Below are 15,573 nucleotides of genomic sequence, written 5' to 3'. Positions count from 1 at the left end.
GGTGAGCGGCTAAGCGGATTGCTGCTGGCTGGGCAGGCGGCCCGCGGCCATCCGCTTGGCCACGTCGCGGCGCAGCCACAGCAGGTACACCCAGACCAGGCTGAACAGCACGCCGATCGCGCCCAGCGCGGTCAGCAGCGGCCACGACGCGATCATCACCACGTGCAGGAGCGCGATCACCCACACGATCCACGGGCGCTTGAGCAGCGCGCAGGTGCCGATCAGGGCCACGATCAGGCCCAGCACCAGGTAGCCCGTGCCGGTGCCGATCCCGCCGCCCAGCTTCGCCACCACCGGCAGCGCCAGGGCGACCACGATCACTTCCAGGATGAGCGTCCCGGCCATGATGCCGCGGAACGACTTCATCGGGTCCTTCTTGGGCGCGGGCACGCCCGCCGGTGTTGTCACGACGGCTCCTTGCCGAACAGGGCGCGGGCCTCGCCGGCGGTCACCACGGAGCCCGTCACGATCACGCCGCCGCCGGACATCACGTCGCCGCCGTCGTCCTCCTCTGCCAGTCGCACGGCTTCCTCCAGCGCGTCGACCAGGTGCGGCTGCACGTACATCCGGTCCTCGCCGAAGATCGGGATCGCCACGCCGGCCAGCAGGTCCGGGTCCATCGCGCGCGGTGACGAGTTCGCGGTGAGCACGACCTCGTGCACCACGGGCTCCAGTTCGCTGAGGATGCCCACGGCGTCCTTGTCGTCCATCACGCCGATGACCGCGACCAGCTTGCGGAACCCGAACTCCTCGTCCAGCGCCTTGGCCAGGGCTTTCGCGCCGTGCGGGTTGTGCGCGGCGTCGACCAGCACGGTGGGCGCGGACCGCACCCGTTCCAGCCGGCCCGGTGACGCGACGGTGGCGAACGCCTCGCGCACCGCGTCCACGTCGATCTGGCGGTCCGCCCCGGCACCGAAGAACGCCTCCACGGAGGCCAGCGCGAGCGCCGCGTTCGCCGCCTGGTGCGCGCCGTGCAGCGGCAGGAACACCTCTTCGTACACGCCGCCGAGGCCCTGCAACCGCAGCATCTGCCCGCCGACGGCCACGTCCCGCTGGAGCACCCCGAACTCGGAGCCCTGCCGGGCGACCATGGCGTCGACCTCGGCGATCCGGCGCAGCAGCACCTGCTCGACCACCGGGTCCTGCTCGGCCAGCAGCGCCACCGCGCCGGGCTTGATGATCCCGGCCTTCTCCTCGGCGATGCCCTCCAGCGTGGAGCCCAGGTACTCGACGTGGTCGATGCCGACCGGCGTGATCACCGCGATCTGGCCGTCGGCGATGTTCGTCGCGTCCCAGCGCCCGCCCAGGCCCACCTCGACCACGGCGGCTTCCACCGGGGCGTCCGCGAACGCCGCGAACGCCATCCCGGTGAGCACCTCGAACTTGCTCAGCGGCACCTCGTTGCGGCTGTCCACGACGGACACCAGCGGTTCGATGTCGCGGTAGACCTCGACGTAGCGCTGCGGGCTGAGCGGCTCGTTGTCGACGTTGATCCGCTCGGTCACCAGCTGGAGGTGCGGGCTGGTGTAGCGGCCGGTGCGCAGGCCGACCCGGGTCAGCAGCGCGTCGATCATCCGCGAGGTCGACGTCTTGCCGTTGGTGCCGGTGATGTGCAGCACCGGGTAGGACGTCTGCGGGTCGCCCATCAGCTCGGCCAGCGCCTTGATCCGGTCCAGGCTCGGTTCGAGCTTGGTCTCCGGCCAGCGCTGGTTGAGCTCCGCCTCGACCTGGCGGAGCTCGTCCAGCGAGTCGGGCCCGGTCACGACTGCGGCAGCGTGTCGAGGCGGGCGTGGATGCGCTCGATGTCGGCGTTGGCCGCCGTCAGCCGGGCCTGGATCTTCGCGACCACCTCGGCCGGTGCCTTGTCGGTGAACGCCGGGTTGTTCAGCTTGCCCTCGCACTGGGCGCGTTCCTTCTCGGCCACCGCCAGGTCCTTGGCCAGCCGCTTGCGCTCGGCGACCACGTCGATCGCGCCGGACAGGTCCAGCTCGACCTTCACCGCGCCCTTGGGCAGGCCGACCTCGATCTGCGCCGAGGCGGTGAACTCCTCGCCCGGCTCGGTCATCCGGGTCAGCACGCGCACCGCGGGCACCTGGTCGACCAGGTCGACGCAGCACGCGCCGCGGACCTTGCCCGCGACCTTCTGGGCGGGCTTGAGGCCCTGGTCGGAGCGGAACCGGCGGATCTCGGTGACCAGCTTCTTGAGGCCCTCGATCCGGCTCGCGGCGACCTCGTCGCGCGCGCCGCCGTGCGGCTTCGGCCAGTCGGCGACCACCACCGACTCGCCGCCGGTCAGCGCCGTCCACAGCGTCTCGGTGATGAACGGCGCGAGCGGGTGCAGCAGCCGCAGCACGACGTCGAGCACGTGCCCGAGCACCGCCTGGGTCGCCTCGGCCCGCGCGCCGCCCTCGGCGATCTGCACCTTGGCCAGTTCCAGGTACCAGTCGCAGAACTCGTCCCAGGTGAAGTGGTAGAGCCCCTCGGCGAGCTTGCCGAACTGGAACGCCTCGAACTGCCCGTCCACGTCGGTGACCAGCTGGTCGAGCAGGTCGAGGATCCAGCGGTCGGCGTCGGTGAGCTGCTCGCGGGCCGGCACCGGCCGCTGCACGGTCGCGCCGTTGCCCAGCGCGAACCGGGTCGCGTTCCACAGCTTCGTGGTGAAGTTGCGGGAGCCGGCCGCCCACTCCTCGGCGATCGCCAGGTCGGAGCCGGGGTTCGCGCCGCGCAGCAGCGTGAACCGGGTGGCGTCCGCGCCGTAGGAGTCCATCCAGTCCAGCGGGTCGATGCCGTTGCCGCGCGACTTCGACATCTTCTTGCCGTGCTGGTCGCGGATCAGGCCGTGCAGGAACACGTGGTCGAACGGCTGCTTGCCGTCCATCGCGTACAGGCCGAACATCATCATCCGGACGACCCAGAAGAACAGGATGTCGTAGCCGGTGGACAGCACGCTGGTCGGGTAGAACTTCGCCAGGTCGGCGGTCTGGGCGGGCCAGCCCAGCGTGGAGAACGGCCACAGGCCCGAGGAGAACCACGTGTCGAGCACGTCCTCGTCCTGCGTCCAGCCCTCGCCGGGCGGCTCGTCGTCGGGCCCGACGCACATCACCTTGTCGTTGGGGCCGTACCAGACCGGGATGCGGTGCCCCCACCAGAGCTGGCGCGAGATGCACCAGTCGTTGAGGTTGTCGACCCAGTCGAAGTAGCGCTTGGCCAGCTCCGGCGGGTGGATCTTGGTGCGGCCGTCGCGCACGGCGGCCGCGGCCTCGCGGGCCAGCGGCTCGACCTTCACCCACCACTGCAGCGACAGGCGCGGCTCGATCACCGTGTCGCACCGCGAGCAGTGGCCGACGGAGTGCTGGTAGGGGCGCTTCTCGGCGACGATCCGGCCCTGCTCGCGCAGCGCGGCGACCACGGCGGGGCGCGCCTCGAACCGGTCCAGGCCCTCGAACGGGCCCTTCGCGGTGATCACGCCGCGGCCGTCCATCACGGTCAGCATCGGCAGGTCGTGCCGGCGGCCGATCTCGAAGTCGTTCGGGTCGTGCGCCGGGGTCACCTTGACCGCGCCGGTGCCGAACTTCGGGTCGACGTGCTCGTCCGCCACGACCGGCACGTACCGGCCGGTCAGCGGGACCTCGACGTCGGTGCCGATGAGGTGCCGGTAGCGCTCGTCCTCCGGGTGCACGGCCACCGCCGTGTCGCCCAGCATGGTCTCCGCGCGGGTGGTCGCGACGATGATCGAGCTCGCGCCGGAGCCGTACCGGATCGAGACCAGTTCGCCGTCGTCCTCGGAGTGGTCGACCTCGATGTCCGACAGCGCGGTCTGGCAGCGCGGGCACCAGTTGATGATCCGCTCGGCGCGGTAGATCAGGCCGTCGTCGAACAGCCGCTTGAAGATCGTCTGGACCGACCGGGACAGGCCCTCGTCCATGGTGAACCGGACCCGGTCCCAGTCCACGCCGTCGCCGAGGCGGCGCATCTGGCCGAGGATCCGGCCGCCGACCTCCTCGCGCCACTGCCAGACCCGCTCCACGAACTTCTCGCGGCCCAGGTCGTGCCGGGACATGCCCTCGGAGGCCAGCGCGCGCTCGACCGCCGTCTGGGTGGCGATGCCCGCGTGGTCCGTGCCCGGCAGCCACAGCACCTCGTAGCCCTGCATCCGCCGGCGGCGGGTGAGGGCGTCCATGACGCTGTGGTTGAGGGCGTGGCCCATGTGCAGGCTGCCGTTGACGTTCGGCGGGGGCAGCACGATGGAGAACGGCGGCTTGTCGCTGGTCGCGTCGGCCGTGAAGTAGCCGCGATCGACCCACCGCTGGTACAGCCCGGCTTCTACCTCGGCCGGGTTCCAGGCCGGCGGGAGTTCGGAGCGCTGGGGTGCGGTGGGCGTTTCAGTCACGTGGGAAGTCTACGGAGGTCGCGGTATCGACTTCGAATCAGATACCTGGTAACGCCCCCACCTGCCGACGGCCTCCACCACGCTGGGTGCCGTTGTCACCGGCTTGGGGGTGGGGTTACCGTGCGCAGCGACGACGGGGAAGCGGACGACGTGGTGTCCGAGCACCGCGACAGCCGGGGACGCACCTGGCGACAACGCCACCGCGTGCTGGTGTGGGGCACCGCTCTGCTGCTGTTCGCCGCGCCCGTGGTGGCGCTGGCGTGGGAGACGGAGCAAGGACCCGCCCCGCTGCCGCAGCGCCCGTCCACCACCCAGGGGCTGCCGCCCGCCGTCTTGGAGATCACGACCTGGCCCGAGGGCGAGGCGGGGATCGTCGTGCCGGAGGCCGTAGCGGTGGGTGAGTTCACCGCGGAGCAGGTGGCGGCTGCGTACGAGCGGGTCCGGAGGGTGGTCGTGGCCTCGCGGCTGGACCTGCGGGTGCTGCGCGACCACGACGTGGAACCGGTGCTCGCGCTGCTCGCGCCCGCTCAGCAGGGGCCGTTGCGCAAAGCATGGGCCGAGCCGGACCGGCAGGTGCAGACGGCGATCGTGAACCGGATCGCGACGGGCGAGAAGCTCGCGCCGGGCGTCCCCCCGGTGACCGGGACCATGCGCGCGCAGGTCCGCGGCGGCGGTCTGGAGGTGCGTGCCGACTACTCGGTGTCCTACGTGTTCGCCACCGGCTCCCCGCCGCCGGGCAGGCCCGCCGTCGTGAGCCGGACCGACATGACCTACCTGGTCACGTTCGTGGGCGACGTTCCGCAGGTCGAGGTGGGGCCGGTCCACGAGAGCACGCACTCCGCCACGTGCAAGGCCTCGCCGAAGGGCTTCATCGCGCCACCGGGGAGCGCCTGGCGGAAAGACAACTGCTGAGCGTGCGGCGAGCCTGCTAACGTCCGCCGGCCGTCACCCGATCAGGGGATCGGCGCACTGATCACACCTGCTGGGGGGCAAGTGCACACCGACGGGCTCGACGACCACCCCGACCTGCGTGACGCGAAGTGGATCGCGGAGGCCGACAAGCGCGCCCGCAGGGAGTTCCGCAAGCAGCGGCGGGCGGCTCGGGTCAAGGCCAACGGCGGGCGGATCGTCACCGCGATCGCGGTGGTGGCGATCGCCGCTCTGCTGTTCGGGCTCTACCGCGAGGGCACGTTCGCCGGGGTCGAGGAGGCGCTGAGCGCTCCCGCCGAGGAGACCTTCCGGATCGACCCCGAGCGGCCGTTCCGCAACACGCCCGCCGACGGCTGGGCCGACGGCGAGGCGGGCGTCGCGCCGCCGGCGGCCACGCCCGTCGGCGGGTTCACCGCCGAACAGGTCGCGGCGGCGTACCGGCAGGTCAAGCAGGCCGTGGTGACCTCACGGCTGGAGCGCTCGGTGATCCAGGACCACGACGTCGAGCGGTACATCGGCCTGCTCGCCCACGACCTGCAGGACCAGATGCGCCAGCTCTTCGACGGGCGGCACGACGCCGAGGCGTCGATGGCGGTGACCCGGATCGCCAAGGGCCAGCGGCTGCTGCCCGCCGGGCCCAAGGTGAACGGCACGATGACCGCCGAGGCCGGGCAGCCGGGCGAACTCGTGGTGCGCACGAACTACGTGTTCGCCTACGCGTTCGAGACCGACAAGACGCCGACGAGCCCGATGGACGTCGTGGTCGTGCGGCGGGTGACCATGACCTACGTCGTCCGCAGCGGCGACACGTTCGCGCCGGAGAGCAACGGCCTGTGGACCGACGACACGGACGGTTACGACTTCTCGATCGCGTGCGAGGCGGCGAAGCAGGGCTTCCTCGCGCCGGGCATCAGCGAACGCCCCGACCGCGCCGACGACACCGGGGACGGGGCCGGCGACGGGCCGTCCGAGGACTACTTCGACCCGAACCGGTCGCTGGAGATCCGGGACAGCTGCGGCTGACCAGGTCACCCGATCGGTCGATTCGCGCGATCAGTGGCGCCGCTCACAATTCACCGTGATCACCGGTCGCCGCGGGGACCCGGCATCGGATTCACGGGCCGTTCTCAACCCCTTGGGGCCCGTGACAGCGGTCCGGCGCCACCCCGTCGCCGACGGTGGATCGCGGTACCGCTGGCGCGCTCGCGCGGGGCGCGCCAGCGCACAATGGTCCCCATGAGCAAGCCACCCCAGCACGACATCGACGAGTCGCGGCTCGACGTGACCGGACCCAAGCGGTGGGCGGCCGGGATTCCCGGCGTGGCCGTGTCGCTCAAGCGCGGCGTGGAGCAGATGGGCGTGGCCCGCACGGTGACCACGCTGCGGCTGCTCAACCAGCGCGAGGGGTTCGACTGCCCGGGTTGCGCGTGGCCCGAGCCGCAGGGGCACCGCAAGCTGGCCGAGTTCTGCGAGAACGGCGCGAAGGCCGTCGCCGAGGAGGCCACCCGCCGCCGGGTCGGTCCGGACTTCTTCGCCGCGCACCCGATCGCCGACCTGGCCGGCAAGACCGACTACTGGCTGGGCCAGCAGGGCCGGATCACCGACCCGGTAGTGCTGCGCGAGGGTGCCTCGCACTACCAGCCCATCTCGTGGAGCGACGCGTTCGCGCTGGTCGCGGACCGGCTCACCGGGTTGGCCGACCCGAACGAGGCGGTGTTCTACACCTCCGGCCGGACCAGCAACGAGGCCGCGTTCCTCTACCAGCTGCTGGTCCGCTCATTCGGCACGAACAACCTGCCGGACTGCTCGAACATGTGCCACGAGTCCTCCGGCGCGGCGCTGTCGGAGACCACCGGCATCGGCAAGGGCTCGGTGAGCATCGACGACTTCGCCCGCGCCGACCTGATCGTGGTGGTCGGCCAGAACCCCGGCACCAACCACCCGCGGATGCTGTCCGCGCTGGAGGAGGCCAAGAAGACCGGGGCGAAGATCGTCGCGGTCAACCCGCTGCCCGAGGCCGGCCTGCTGCGGTTCAAGAACCCGCAGAACGTGCGCGGCGTGATCGGCGCGGGCACGCAGCTGGCCGACGAGTTCCTGCAGATCCGGCTCGGCGGCGACCAGGCGCTGTTCCAGGCGGTCGGGAACCTGCTGCTGTCCTGGGACGCGGCCGACGACGAGTTCGTGAGGAACTACACCGACGGGTTCGCCGAGTACGCCGAGCACGTGCGCGAGCTGGACTGGGACGCCGTCGACACGGCGACCGGGCTGCCGCGCAAGCAGGTGGAGCTGCTGGCCCGGATGCTGGCCGACTCGCAGCGCACGATCTTCTGCTGGGCGATGGGCCTGACCCAGCACAAGCACTCGGTGCAGACCATCCGCGAGATCGCGAACGTGGCGCTGCTGCGCGGGATGATCGGCAAGCCGGGCGCGGGCCTGTGCCCGGTGCGCGGCCACTCCAACGTGCAGGGCGACCGGACCATGGGCATCTGGGAGAAGATGCCGGAGAAGTTCATGTCGGCGCTGGAGACCGAGTTCGGCATCACCGTGCCGCGCGAGCACGGGCTCGACACGGTCGCCTCGATCCGGGCGATGCGCGACGGCAAGGCACGGGTGTTCTTCGCGGTGGGCGGCAACTTCGCGGCCGCCACGCCGGACACGGAGGTCACCGAGCGCGCGCTGCGGTCGTGCGACCTGACGGTTCACGTGTCCACCAAGCTCAACCGGTCGCACGTGGTGCACGGGAAGACAGCGCTGATCCTGCCCACGCTGGGCCGCACCGAGAGCGACCTCCAGCACAGCGGCGAGCAGTTCGTCACGGTCGAGGACTCGATGTCGGTGGTGCACCGCTCGCGTGGCCGGCTCGAACCGGCGAGCGACCGCCTGCTGTCCGAGGTGTCCATCGTGTGCCGGCTGGCGCGGGCCGTGCTCGGCCCGGACCACCCGGTGCCGTGGGAGGAGTTCGAGAAGGACTACGACGTGGTCCGGGACCGGATCTCCCGGGTCGTGCCGGGGTGCGCGGACTACAACGAGCGGGTGCGCCGGCCCGACGGTTTCGTGCTGCCGCACGCGCCGCGCGATGCCCGCGAGTTCAGCGGGACCCGCACCGGCAAGGCGCACTTCTCGGCCAACGAGCTGACCGTGCTGCGGGTGCCGGTCGGCCGGCTGCTGTTGCAGACCATGCGCAGCCACGACCAGTACAACACCACGATCTACGGCTTGGACGACCGCTACCGCGGGGTGAAGGACGGCCGGCGGGTGGTGTTCGTCAGCCCGGCCGACCTGGACGAGCTGGACCTGCTCGACGGGCACTACGTCGACCTGGTCAGCGAGTGGCCGGAGGACCCGACCGGGGTGACCGAGCGGCGGGCCGAGCGGTTCCGGGTGGTGTCGTACCCGACCGCGAAGGGCTGCGCGGCGGCGTACTTCCCGGAGGCGAACCCGCTGGTGCCGCTGGACTCCACCGCGGACGTCTCCGGGACGCCCACGTCCAAGTCGATCGTGGTGCGGCTGGAACGGCTGCTCGACTGACCCCGTCCGACCCCGACTGACCCCGATTGACACGGTGTCCGCCGCCCGGCCCCTCGTCGGGCGGCGGACACCGCGTTCGGGCTGTGCGGAGTGCTCGGAGGCGGAGGACGTCGGCGGCGGAGGGTCTACCAGCGGGGCAGTCGGTCAGCCGGCCGTGCGCTGCCAGGAGAAGCCGACGCTCGCGACCAGGGAGCGACGCTCGCGCGCCACCTCCCAGTCGAGTTTCAGCAGGCCGGAGAAGGCTTTGAGCCTGCTCCGGCCGAGCCGGTACCGCGTGGCCGTGGCCTGGTCGTCGTGGTTGCGCTGGCGGGCTATGTCGTACAGGGCGTCGTAAACGGGCATGGCGAATCCCCCTCGATCGCTGGGCCGGTTCGGAAAACGGGTGAACGTCGAACGGTAGCGAGCCCGCCGGGCGGCCTCCACCGATATAGCGCGTGCTCAGTCCCGCCGCGGTGCCACGGTCGTGGCTTGGAAGATGCGCACCGGGCGTGCGCCCTCCGGCCGGGCCGCCGGGTCGTGGTGGCGGTCGGCGAACTTCTCCAGCACGGCGAACATGGCGGCCTGGACCTCCTCCGCCTCCGCCGCGGTGAGGAACTCCAGGTGCCCCCGGATGCCGGTGGCGGTCTGCCATTCGAGCGGTTCGAGGCTCTTGCGGCGCAAGCGCTCGCGCAGCGCGGCGAACTCCTGCTCGATCAACGCGTCACTGGCCGCTTCGGCGGCGAGGACGGTCTCGTCGTCCATGTCCTCGGTGGACCAGCTCTGGTGGTGCCGGAGCATCCGCCACGGCTTCTGCCGGCCCTTGACGTCCGGCACCTCCTCCACGAACCCGTACTTGGCCAGCATGTTCAGGTGGTACGAGCAGCCGGCCACGCTCTCGCCGAGGGCCTGCGCGCACTGGGTCGCGGTCCGCTGCCCCTCGCTGGACAGCAGGTCGATGAGCTTCCAGCGGAACGGGTGCGCGAGCGCGCGCAGCTCCCGAGGATCCCGGATGAGGTCGTCGCGCGGCTCGGCCATGCCCCGAGCGTACGCATATCAAGAACCCTTTAGCAAGGTTCCTTGATATAGCGCTCGGGTAACGTCGGCACCCGTCCGGGCGAACCTCCGGGCGACACGCCTGGAGGATCTGTGGTCATCAAGAACGCGCTCGCGGCAGTGCTGGGGCTCGCCGTGCTCACCGCCTGCACCGCCACGCCGGAGAGCGCGCCGACCACCGGCGACTCGGCACCGCCGACCACGACGTCCACGACGCAGGCGGCGGTGGCCGGCATCGACTGCGCCAAGGCCCCCGCCGACGTCGTGGGCGCGGCCCTCCAGCTCAACCTGAAGCACCCCCGGCAGGAGATCGACGGCAAGCTCGTCACCTGCCACTACGACGGCGGCGGCGCGATGACCTCCGTCCGGTTCGCCACCGGGGCCGACGCCGCCTCGTTCGCCAAGGGCAAGGAGGGGTTCGGCTCGGGCGGCCAACGGGCCAAGGACCTGCCGGGCTTCTTCGACGAGGCCTACACCGGCTCGCTGGGCACCGGCGAGGTCCTGGTCAACACCCTCGCGGCGCGCAAGGGCCCGCTGGAGGTCGTGGTGACCTCCGGCGCGAACTTCGAGCAGGAGAAGAAGCTCGTCACCGCCCTGTTCGAGCGGGTCTGACGGGCTAGCGCTCCAGCACGGCCATCGCGGCGTTGTGCCCGCCGATGCCGCTGACCCCGCCGCCGCGCCGCGCCCCCGCACCGCACACGAACAGGTTCGGCACGTCGGTCTCCACGCCCCAACGCCCCACCTCGTCCTCCTCCTCCGCGAACGGCCACGCCAGCGCGCCGTGGAAGATGTTGCCGCGCGGCAGCCCGAGTTCCGCCTCCAGGTCCAGCGGCGACCGGGCCTCCAGGCACGGCCGGCCCTCGGCGTCGCGGGCCAGGCAGTCCTCGACCGGCTCCTCCAGGTGCGCGTTCAACGCTCGGAGGTACCGGTCGACCAGCCGCTGCCGCAGGCCGTCGTTGTCCTCCTCGAACAACGCGGCCGGGGTGTGCAGGCCGAACAGGGTGAGCGTGTGCCACCCGCGTTCGACCAGGTCCGGGGCCAGGATCGACGGGTCGGTCAGCGTGTGGCAGTACATCTCGGCGGGCAGCACGGTCGGCACCTGCCCGGCCGCGCTCTCCCGGTAGGCCGTCTCCAGCTGGTCGTACGACTCGTCCAGGTGCAGGGTGCCCGCGAACGCGAGCTTCGGGTCGACCCCGCCGCGCACCTTCGGCAGCCGTTCCAGCAGCATGTTCACCTTGAGCTGGCTGCCCTCGGCCACCGGCCCGGACTCCTTGCCGCGCAACGCGTCCAGCACGTGCGGCGCGACGCCGGACAGCACGAACCGCGCGCCCACGGTGCGCCCGTCGTACTCCACCTCGGCGGTCTTGCCGTCGGCGTCCACCCTGGACACCTCGGCGCCGGTCACGATCTCCGCGCCCGCCGCGCGCGCGGCCCGCACCAGCTCGCCGGTCACCGCGCCCATCCCGCCGACCGGCACCTTCCACTCCCCCGTGCCGTTGCCGATCACGTGGTAGAGGAAGCACCGGTTGGCCGCCAGGTCGTGCACCGAGGTGTGCGTGCCGATCAGGCCGTCGGTCGCGACCACGCCGCGCACCACGTCGTCGGTGAACAGCTCCTCCAGCGTGCCGCCGAGCGGGCGCTCGAAGACCTGTTCCCACAGCCGCATCCGGGCCACCGCGTCCACCCGGATCCGGGCGTGCTGACGGGACACCAGCGGTTCCAGCAGGGTCGGTGCGAGGGCGGCGGCGAGCGCCTCCAGGTCGGCGTACCAGCGCTGCCAGCGCTCGAACTCGGCGTCCGAGCCGGTCAGCGCGCGGAACGAGGCCGCGGTGACCTCGCCCGGCGTGCGCTCGACCAGCAGGTTCCCGGCCGGCGTGTAGGACGACGCGGCCCGCGACCGCAGCGCCACCGTCAGCCCGAGGTCGGCCACGATCCGGTCGGGCAGCAGGCTGACCAGGTACGAGTAGCGGGACAGCCGGGCGTCCACACCGGGGAACGCCTGCTCGCTGACGGCCGCGCCGCCGACGTGGTCGAGCTTCTCCAGCACCAGCACGGAGCGCCCGGCGCGCGCCAGGTAGGCCGCCGCGACCAGGGCGTTGTGCCCGCCGCCGACAACCACCACGTCGTAGGAATCCACCCTCCGACACTAACCGCTGAACAGCGCCGTCACCTTGCGGATCAGCTCCACCAACCCATAGGCCAACGGGAGCCCGACCCAAAGCCAGGCGAATACCACCAGCGCCGTGCGGTTCACCGGGACGCTCCTTCCAGCACCGGCTCGTGGTGCTTCGCGGCCACCGGGCGCACCAGCTCGTTCGCCACGAACCCGACGACCAGCAGCACGATCATGATGTGCAGCGAGGTCGTGTAGAGGTCCGGCCCGGCCTTGCCCGCGGCCTTCTGGCCGTCCGCGATGGCGTTGACGATCAACGGCCCCAGCACGCCCGCCAGCGACCAGGCGGTGAGCAGCCGGCCGTGGATCGCGCCCACCTGGTAGGTGCCGAACAGGTCCTTGAGGTACGCCGGGATCGTGGCGAACCCGCCGCCGTAGAACGACAGGATCAGCATGGCGCACACCACGAACAGCACCTTGGACGTGTTACCGGCCAACGCCAGCGCCAGGTAGGTCAACGCGCCCGCGCCCAGGTACACCCGGTAGATGTTCTTGCGGCCCACCAGGTCCGATGTGGACGACCACACGATCCGGCCCGCCATGTTCGCCAGCGACAGCAGCGCCACGAACCCGGCCGCGGCCCCGGCGGCGACCGGCGCGGACGTGTCGGCGAAGAAGTCCCGGATCATCGGCGCGGCCTTCTCCAGGATGCCGATGCCCGCGGTGACGTTGAAGCACAGCACCACCCACAGGCACCAGAACTGCGGTGTCTTCAGGGCGTTGCGCGCCGACACGTTCACCGCCGAGCGGGCCACCCGCTTCTCGGCCGTCTCGGTGGGAACCCGGATCAGCAGCACGCCCACGGACATGAAGACCGCGTACGCCAGGCCGTGCACCAGGAACGTCTGCGCGATGCCGGTGTTCGTGCGGCCGAACGTCTCCAGCATCTGCGCCGACCACGGCGAGGCGATCAGCGCGCCGCCGCCGAAGCCCATGATCGCGATACCGGTGGCCATGCCCGGCCGGTCCGGGAACCACTTGATCAGCGTGGAGACCGGCGAGATGTACCCGATGCCCAGCCCGATGCCACCGACGAACCCGTAGCCGAGCACCACCAGCCAGTACTGCCCGGTCCACGCGCCGAGCGCGGAGATCAGGAAACCCGACGAGAAGCACGTGGCGGACACGAACATCGCCCACCGCGGACCGTTGCGCTCGACCAGCGTGCCGCCGAACGCCGCCGACAGGCCCAGCATCACGATCCCGAGCTGGAACGGCAGCGCGCTCTGCGTGCCGGACAGCCCCAGCGCGCTCTCCAACGGTGGCTTGAACACGCTCCACGCGTACGCCTGGCCGATGGCGAGGTGGACCGAGAGCGCCGCGGGCGGCACCAGCCAGCGGTTCCACCCCGGTGGCGCGACGGTTCGCGAGCGGTCGAGAAAACCCCCTGGTCGGGCCCCCACTGGCCGACACCTCCGTAACCTGGTGGATGACTGACCTGGAAACTAAGCGCCGAGAAGGAGTTCCACCATGGGGCGAGTCACCGTCCGTCGCCCAGTGGTCACGTATTCGCGACGAACGCACCGCACGCGGGTCGACTCGCTGGCCGCCGAGGAGCCGTTGGAGCTGCGCGTCGGCGGCAAACCGCTGACCGTGACCATGCGCACACCCGGCCACGACGTGGAGCTCGCGCACGGCTTCCTGCTCGGCGAAGGCGTGATCGGCGGGCTCGCCGACGTGTCGGTGGCCCGGTTCTGCGAGGGCACCGGCCCGGACGGGCTCAACACCTACAACGTGCTCGACGTCACGCTGGCCGACCACGTGCCGCCGCCGGACCCCGGGGTCGAGCGGAACTTCTACACCACCTCGTCGTGCGGGGTGTGCGGCAAGGCGGCGCTGGACGCGGTCAAGCTCAAGACCCGCTACTCCCCCGCCCAGGACGCCGTCCGGGTCGACGTGGACGTGCTGACGTCGCTGCCCGACGCGTTGCGCGCGAAGCAGAAGGTGTTCGCCTCCACCGGCGGCCTGCACGCCGCCGGGCTCTTCACCTCCTCGGGCGAGGCGCTGGTCGTGCGCGAGGACGTCGGGCGGCACAACGCGGTGGACAAGGTGCTCGGCTGGGCCGTGCTCCAGGACCGGGTGCCGCTGACCGGGACGGTGCTGATGGTGTCCGGGCGGGCGTCGTTCGAGCTGGTCCAGAAGGCCGCGATGGCCGGGGTGCCGGTGCTCGCCGCGGTGTCCGCGCCGTCGTCGCTGGCCGCGGAGCTGGCCGAGGAGCAGGGCGTGACGCTGGTCGGGTTCCTGCGCGGCGACTCGATGAACGTCTACACCGGCGTGGAACGGATCACCGCTTGAGCCCCGCGAGACCCCTGGACGGCGTGCTCGTCGTCAGCGTCGAACAGGCCGTGGCGGTGCCGTACGCGACCAAGCTGCTGGCCGATCTGGGCGCGCGGGTGGTGAAGGTGGAGCGCCCGGACGGCGGCGACTTCGCCCGCCACTACGACCAGGCGTGCGGCGAGGTGTCCTCGTACTTCGCGTGGACCAACGCCGGCAAGGAGTCGCTCACCCTCGACCTCAAGCACCCCGAGGGCCGCGAGGTGCTCGCCGACCTCGTCGCGCGCGCCGACGTGGTGCTGTGCAACCTCTCGCCGGGCGCGGCGCGTCGACTGGGTGTGGACGCCGAGACGCTGCGCTGCGAACACCCGTCGCTGGTGGTCGGCGAGCTGTCCGGCTACGGCGAGACCGGCCCGTACGCCGGGCGCAAGGCGTTCGACGCGCTCGTGCAGTCCGAAGCGGGCCTGGTCGAGCTGACCGGTGAGGGCGAGGTGACCGCGCGGGCGGGCATCTCGGTCGCCGACATCGCCGCGGGCGTGCAGCTCCAGTCCGCGGTGCTCGCGGCCCTGCTGCACCGGGAGCGCACCGGCGAGGGCGTCACGCTGCGGCTGACCCTGTTCGAGGCGATGGCCGAGTGGATGCACCAGCCCGCCCTCTACGCCGCCGGCACCGGGGCCGCCGCGCCGCGCACCGGGGCGCACCACCCGAGCATCGCGCCGTACGGGCCGTTCCGCTGCCGGGACGGGGCGGTGCACCTGGCCGTCCAGAACGACCCGCAGTGGCGACGGCTGTGCGGGGTGCTCGGCCGGCCCGAGCTGGCCGACGACGTGCGGTTCGGCACGGTGGGCACGAGGGTGGCGCACCGGCCCGAGCTGCACGCCGAACTCGACTTCACCGGCTGGGCGGCGGCCGACCTGCTCGACGCACTGGACGCCGCCGACGTGCCCGCCGCCCGCACCCGCTCGGTCGCCGACCTGCCCGACCACCCGCAGCTGGCCGCCCGCGAGCGGTGGACGCGGGTGGGCGTGCCGGGCGGCGAGGCGGCGGTGCTGCGCCCACCGGTCGACTCCACCGGCTGGGACTGGGCGCCGGGCCGGGTGCCCGCGCTGGGCGAGCACACCGACCACGTGCTGAGCACGCTCGGCTACCCGCTGGAGCGGATAGCCGAACTTCGGGCGCGATCGGTGGTGTAGCGGAAACGCCGGGGGTGCCCGGCGCGATGGAACCGGGGGATCGCAGGAGGGGG

General features: G+C 71.8%; 14 protein-coding genes. 6 read left to right on the top strand and 8 right to left on the bottom strand.

The window, feature by feature from the left end:
* Positions 1-9: 9 nt before the first annotated feature.
* Genes BN6_RS06865 through BN6_RS06855 form a run of 3 tightly spaced genes read right to left on the bottom strand, consistent with a single transcriptional unit; the run spans position 10 to position 4,390 of the window.
* Positions 10-408, bottom strand: coding sequence for a DUF4233 domain-containing protein (locus BN6_RS06865; RefSeq protein ID WP_015098834.1), 399 nt, complete (start codon positions 406-408; stop codon positions 10-12).
* Positions 405-1,763 carry a bifunctional tetrahydrofolate synthase/dihydrofolate synthase gene (folC, locus tag BN6_RS06860; protein ID WP_015098833.1) on the bottom strand — a complete coding sequence of 453 codons (1,359 nt, stop codon included), beginning with the start codon at positions 1,761-1,763 and terminating at the stop codon, positions 405-407. The genes BN6_RS06865 and folC overlap by 4 nt, the downstream gene beginning before the upstream one ends.
* Positions 1,760-4,390 (bottom strand): valine--tRNA ligase, encoded by a 2,631-nt coding sequence (locus BN6_RS06855; RefSeq protein ID WP_015098832.1) that lies wholly within the window; start codon positions 4,388-4,390, stop codon positions 1,760-1,762. Before BN6_RS06855 ends, folC begins: the two co-directional genes overlap by 4 nt.
* Positions 4,391-4,510: 120 nt before the next feature.
* Here BN6_RS06855 and BN6_RS41655 point away from each other — a divergent pair, with 120 nt between their 5' ends.
* The 3 genes from BN6_RS41655 (at position 4,511) to BN6_RS06840 (ending at position 8,848) form a co-directional block, all read left to right on the top strand.
* Positions 4,511-5,302 (top strand): hypothetical protein, encoded by a 792-nt coding sequence (locus tag BN6_RS41655; RefSeq protein ID WP_015098831.1) that lies wholly within the window; start codon positions 4,511-4,513, stop codon positions 5,300-5,302.
* Between the two features lie 81 nt (positions 5,303-5,383).
* Positions 5,384-6,343: a hypothetical protein gene (locus BN6_RS06845; RefSeq protein WP_015098830.1), complete on the top strand. Its 960-nt coding sequence runs from the start codon at positions 5,384-5,386 to the stop codon at positions 6,341-6,343.
* A 204-nt stretch (positions 6,344-6,547) separates the two neighbouring features.
* Positions 6,548-8,848, top strand: coding sequence for an FdhF/YdeP family oxidoreductase (locus tag BN6_RS06840; protein WP_015098829.1), 2,301 nt, complete (start codon positions 6,548-6,550; stop codon positions 8,846-8,848).
* 144 nt (positions 8,849-8,992) lie between these two features.
* Here BN6_RS06840 and BN6_RS06835 read toward each other — a convergent pair whose 3' ends face one another.
* Both BN6_RS06835 and BN6_RS06830 read right to left on the bottom strand, forming a co-directional pair.
* Positions 8,993-9,190, bottom strand: coding sequence for a hypothetical protein (locus tag BN6_RS06835; RefSeq protein ID WP_015098828.1), 198 nt, complete (start codon positions 9,188-9,190; stop codon positions 8,993-8,995).
* A gap of 96 nt (positions 9,191-9,286) precedes the next feature.
* The gene (locus tag BN6_RS06830; RefSeq protein WP_015098827.1) at positions 9,287-9,862 is read right to left on the bottom strand and encodes an ArsR/SmtB family transcription factor; all 576 of its coding nucleotides are present in this window, start codon (positions 9,860-9,862) and stop codon (positions 9,287-9,289) included.
* Positions 9,863-9,973: 111 nt separating this feature from the next.
* Here BN6_RS06830 and BN6_RS06825 point away from each other — a divergent pair, with 111 nt between their 5' ends.
* Positions 9,974-10,492 carry a hypothetical protein gene (locus tag BN6_RS06825; RefSeq protein ID WP_015098826.1) on the top strand — a complete coding sequence of 173 codons (519 nt, stop codon included), beginning with the start codon at positions 9,974-9,976 and terminating at the stop codon, positions 10,490-10,492.
* A gap of 4 nt (positions 10,493-10,496) precedes the next feature.
* Here the strand turns inward: BN6_RS06825 and BN6_RS06820 are convergent, their stop codons facing one another.
* The 3 genes from BN6_RS06820 to BN6_RS06815 are packed head-to-tail and all read right to left on the bottom strand — an operon-like array spanning position 10,497 to position 13,456.
* Positions 10,497-12,017 carry a phytoene desaturase family protein gene (locus BN6_RS06820; protein ID WP_015098825.1) on the bottom strand — a complete coding sequence of 507 codons (1,521 nt, stop codon included), beginning with the start codon at positions 12,015-12,017 and terminating at the stop codon, positions 10,497-10,499.
* 9 nt (positions 12,018-12,026) lie between these two features.
* Positions 12,027-12,134 (bottom strand): MFS transporter small subunit, encoded by a 108-nt coding sequence (locus BN6_RS50370; RefSeq protein ID WP_456238781.1) that lies wholly within the window; start codon positions 12,132-12,134, stop codon positions 12,027-12,029.
* Complete coding sequence (locus BN6_RS06815) at positions 12,131-13,456, bottom strand: OFA family MFS transporter (protein WP_015098824.1); 1,326 nt, start codon at positions 13,454-13,456, stop codon at positions 12,131-12,133. The genes BN6_RS50370 and BN6_RS06815 overlap by 4 nt, the downstream gene beginning before the upstream one ends.
* Before the next feature lie 67 nt (positions 13,457-13,523).
* Here BN6_RS06815 and fdhD point away from each other — a divergent pair, with 67 nt between their 5' ends.
* Positions 13,524-14,348 (top strand): formate dehydrogenase accessory sulfurtransferase FdhD, encoded by an 825-nt coding sequence (fdhD, locus tag BN6_RS06810; RefSeq protein WP_015098823.1) that lies wholly within the window; start codon positions 13,524-13,526, stop codon positions 14,346-14,348.
* A complete protein-coding gene (locus tag BN6_RS06805; protein ID WP_015098822.1) occupies positions 14,345-15,520 on the top strand; it encodes a CaiB/BaiF CoA transferase family protein in 1,176 nt (391 codons plus the stop codon). The genes fdhD and BN6_RS06805 overlap by 4 nt, the downstream gene beginning before the upstream one ends.
* The last annotated feature ends 53 nt before the right edge of the window (positions 15,521-15,573 follow it).

Source organism: Saccharothrix espanaensis DSM 44229 (assembly GCF_000328705.1).
Taxonomy (GTDB): Bacteria; Actinomycetota; Actinomycetes; order Mycobacteriales; family Pseudonocardiaceae; genus Actinosynnema; species Actinosynnema espanaense.
The sequence above is the reverse complement of the archived record's forward strand: the minus strand, read 5'-3'. Positions and strand labels throughout refer to the sequence as shown.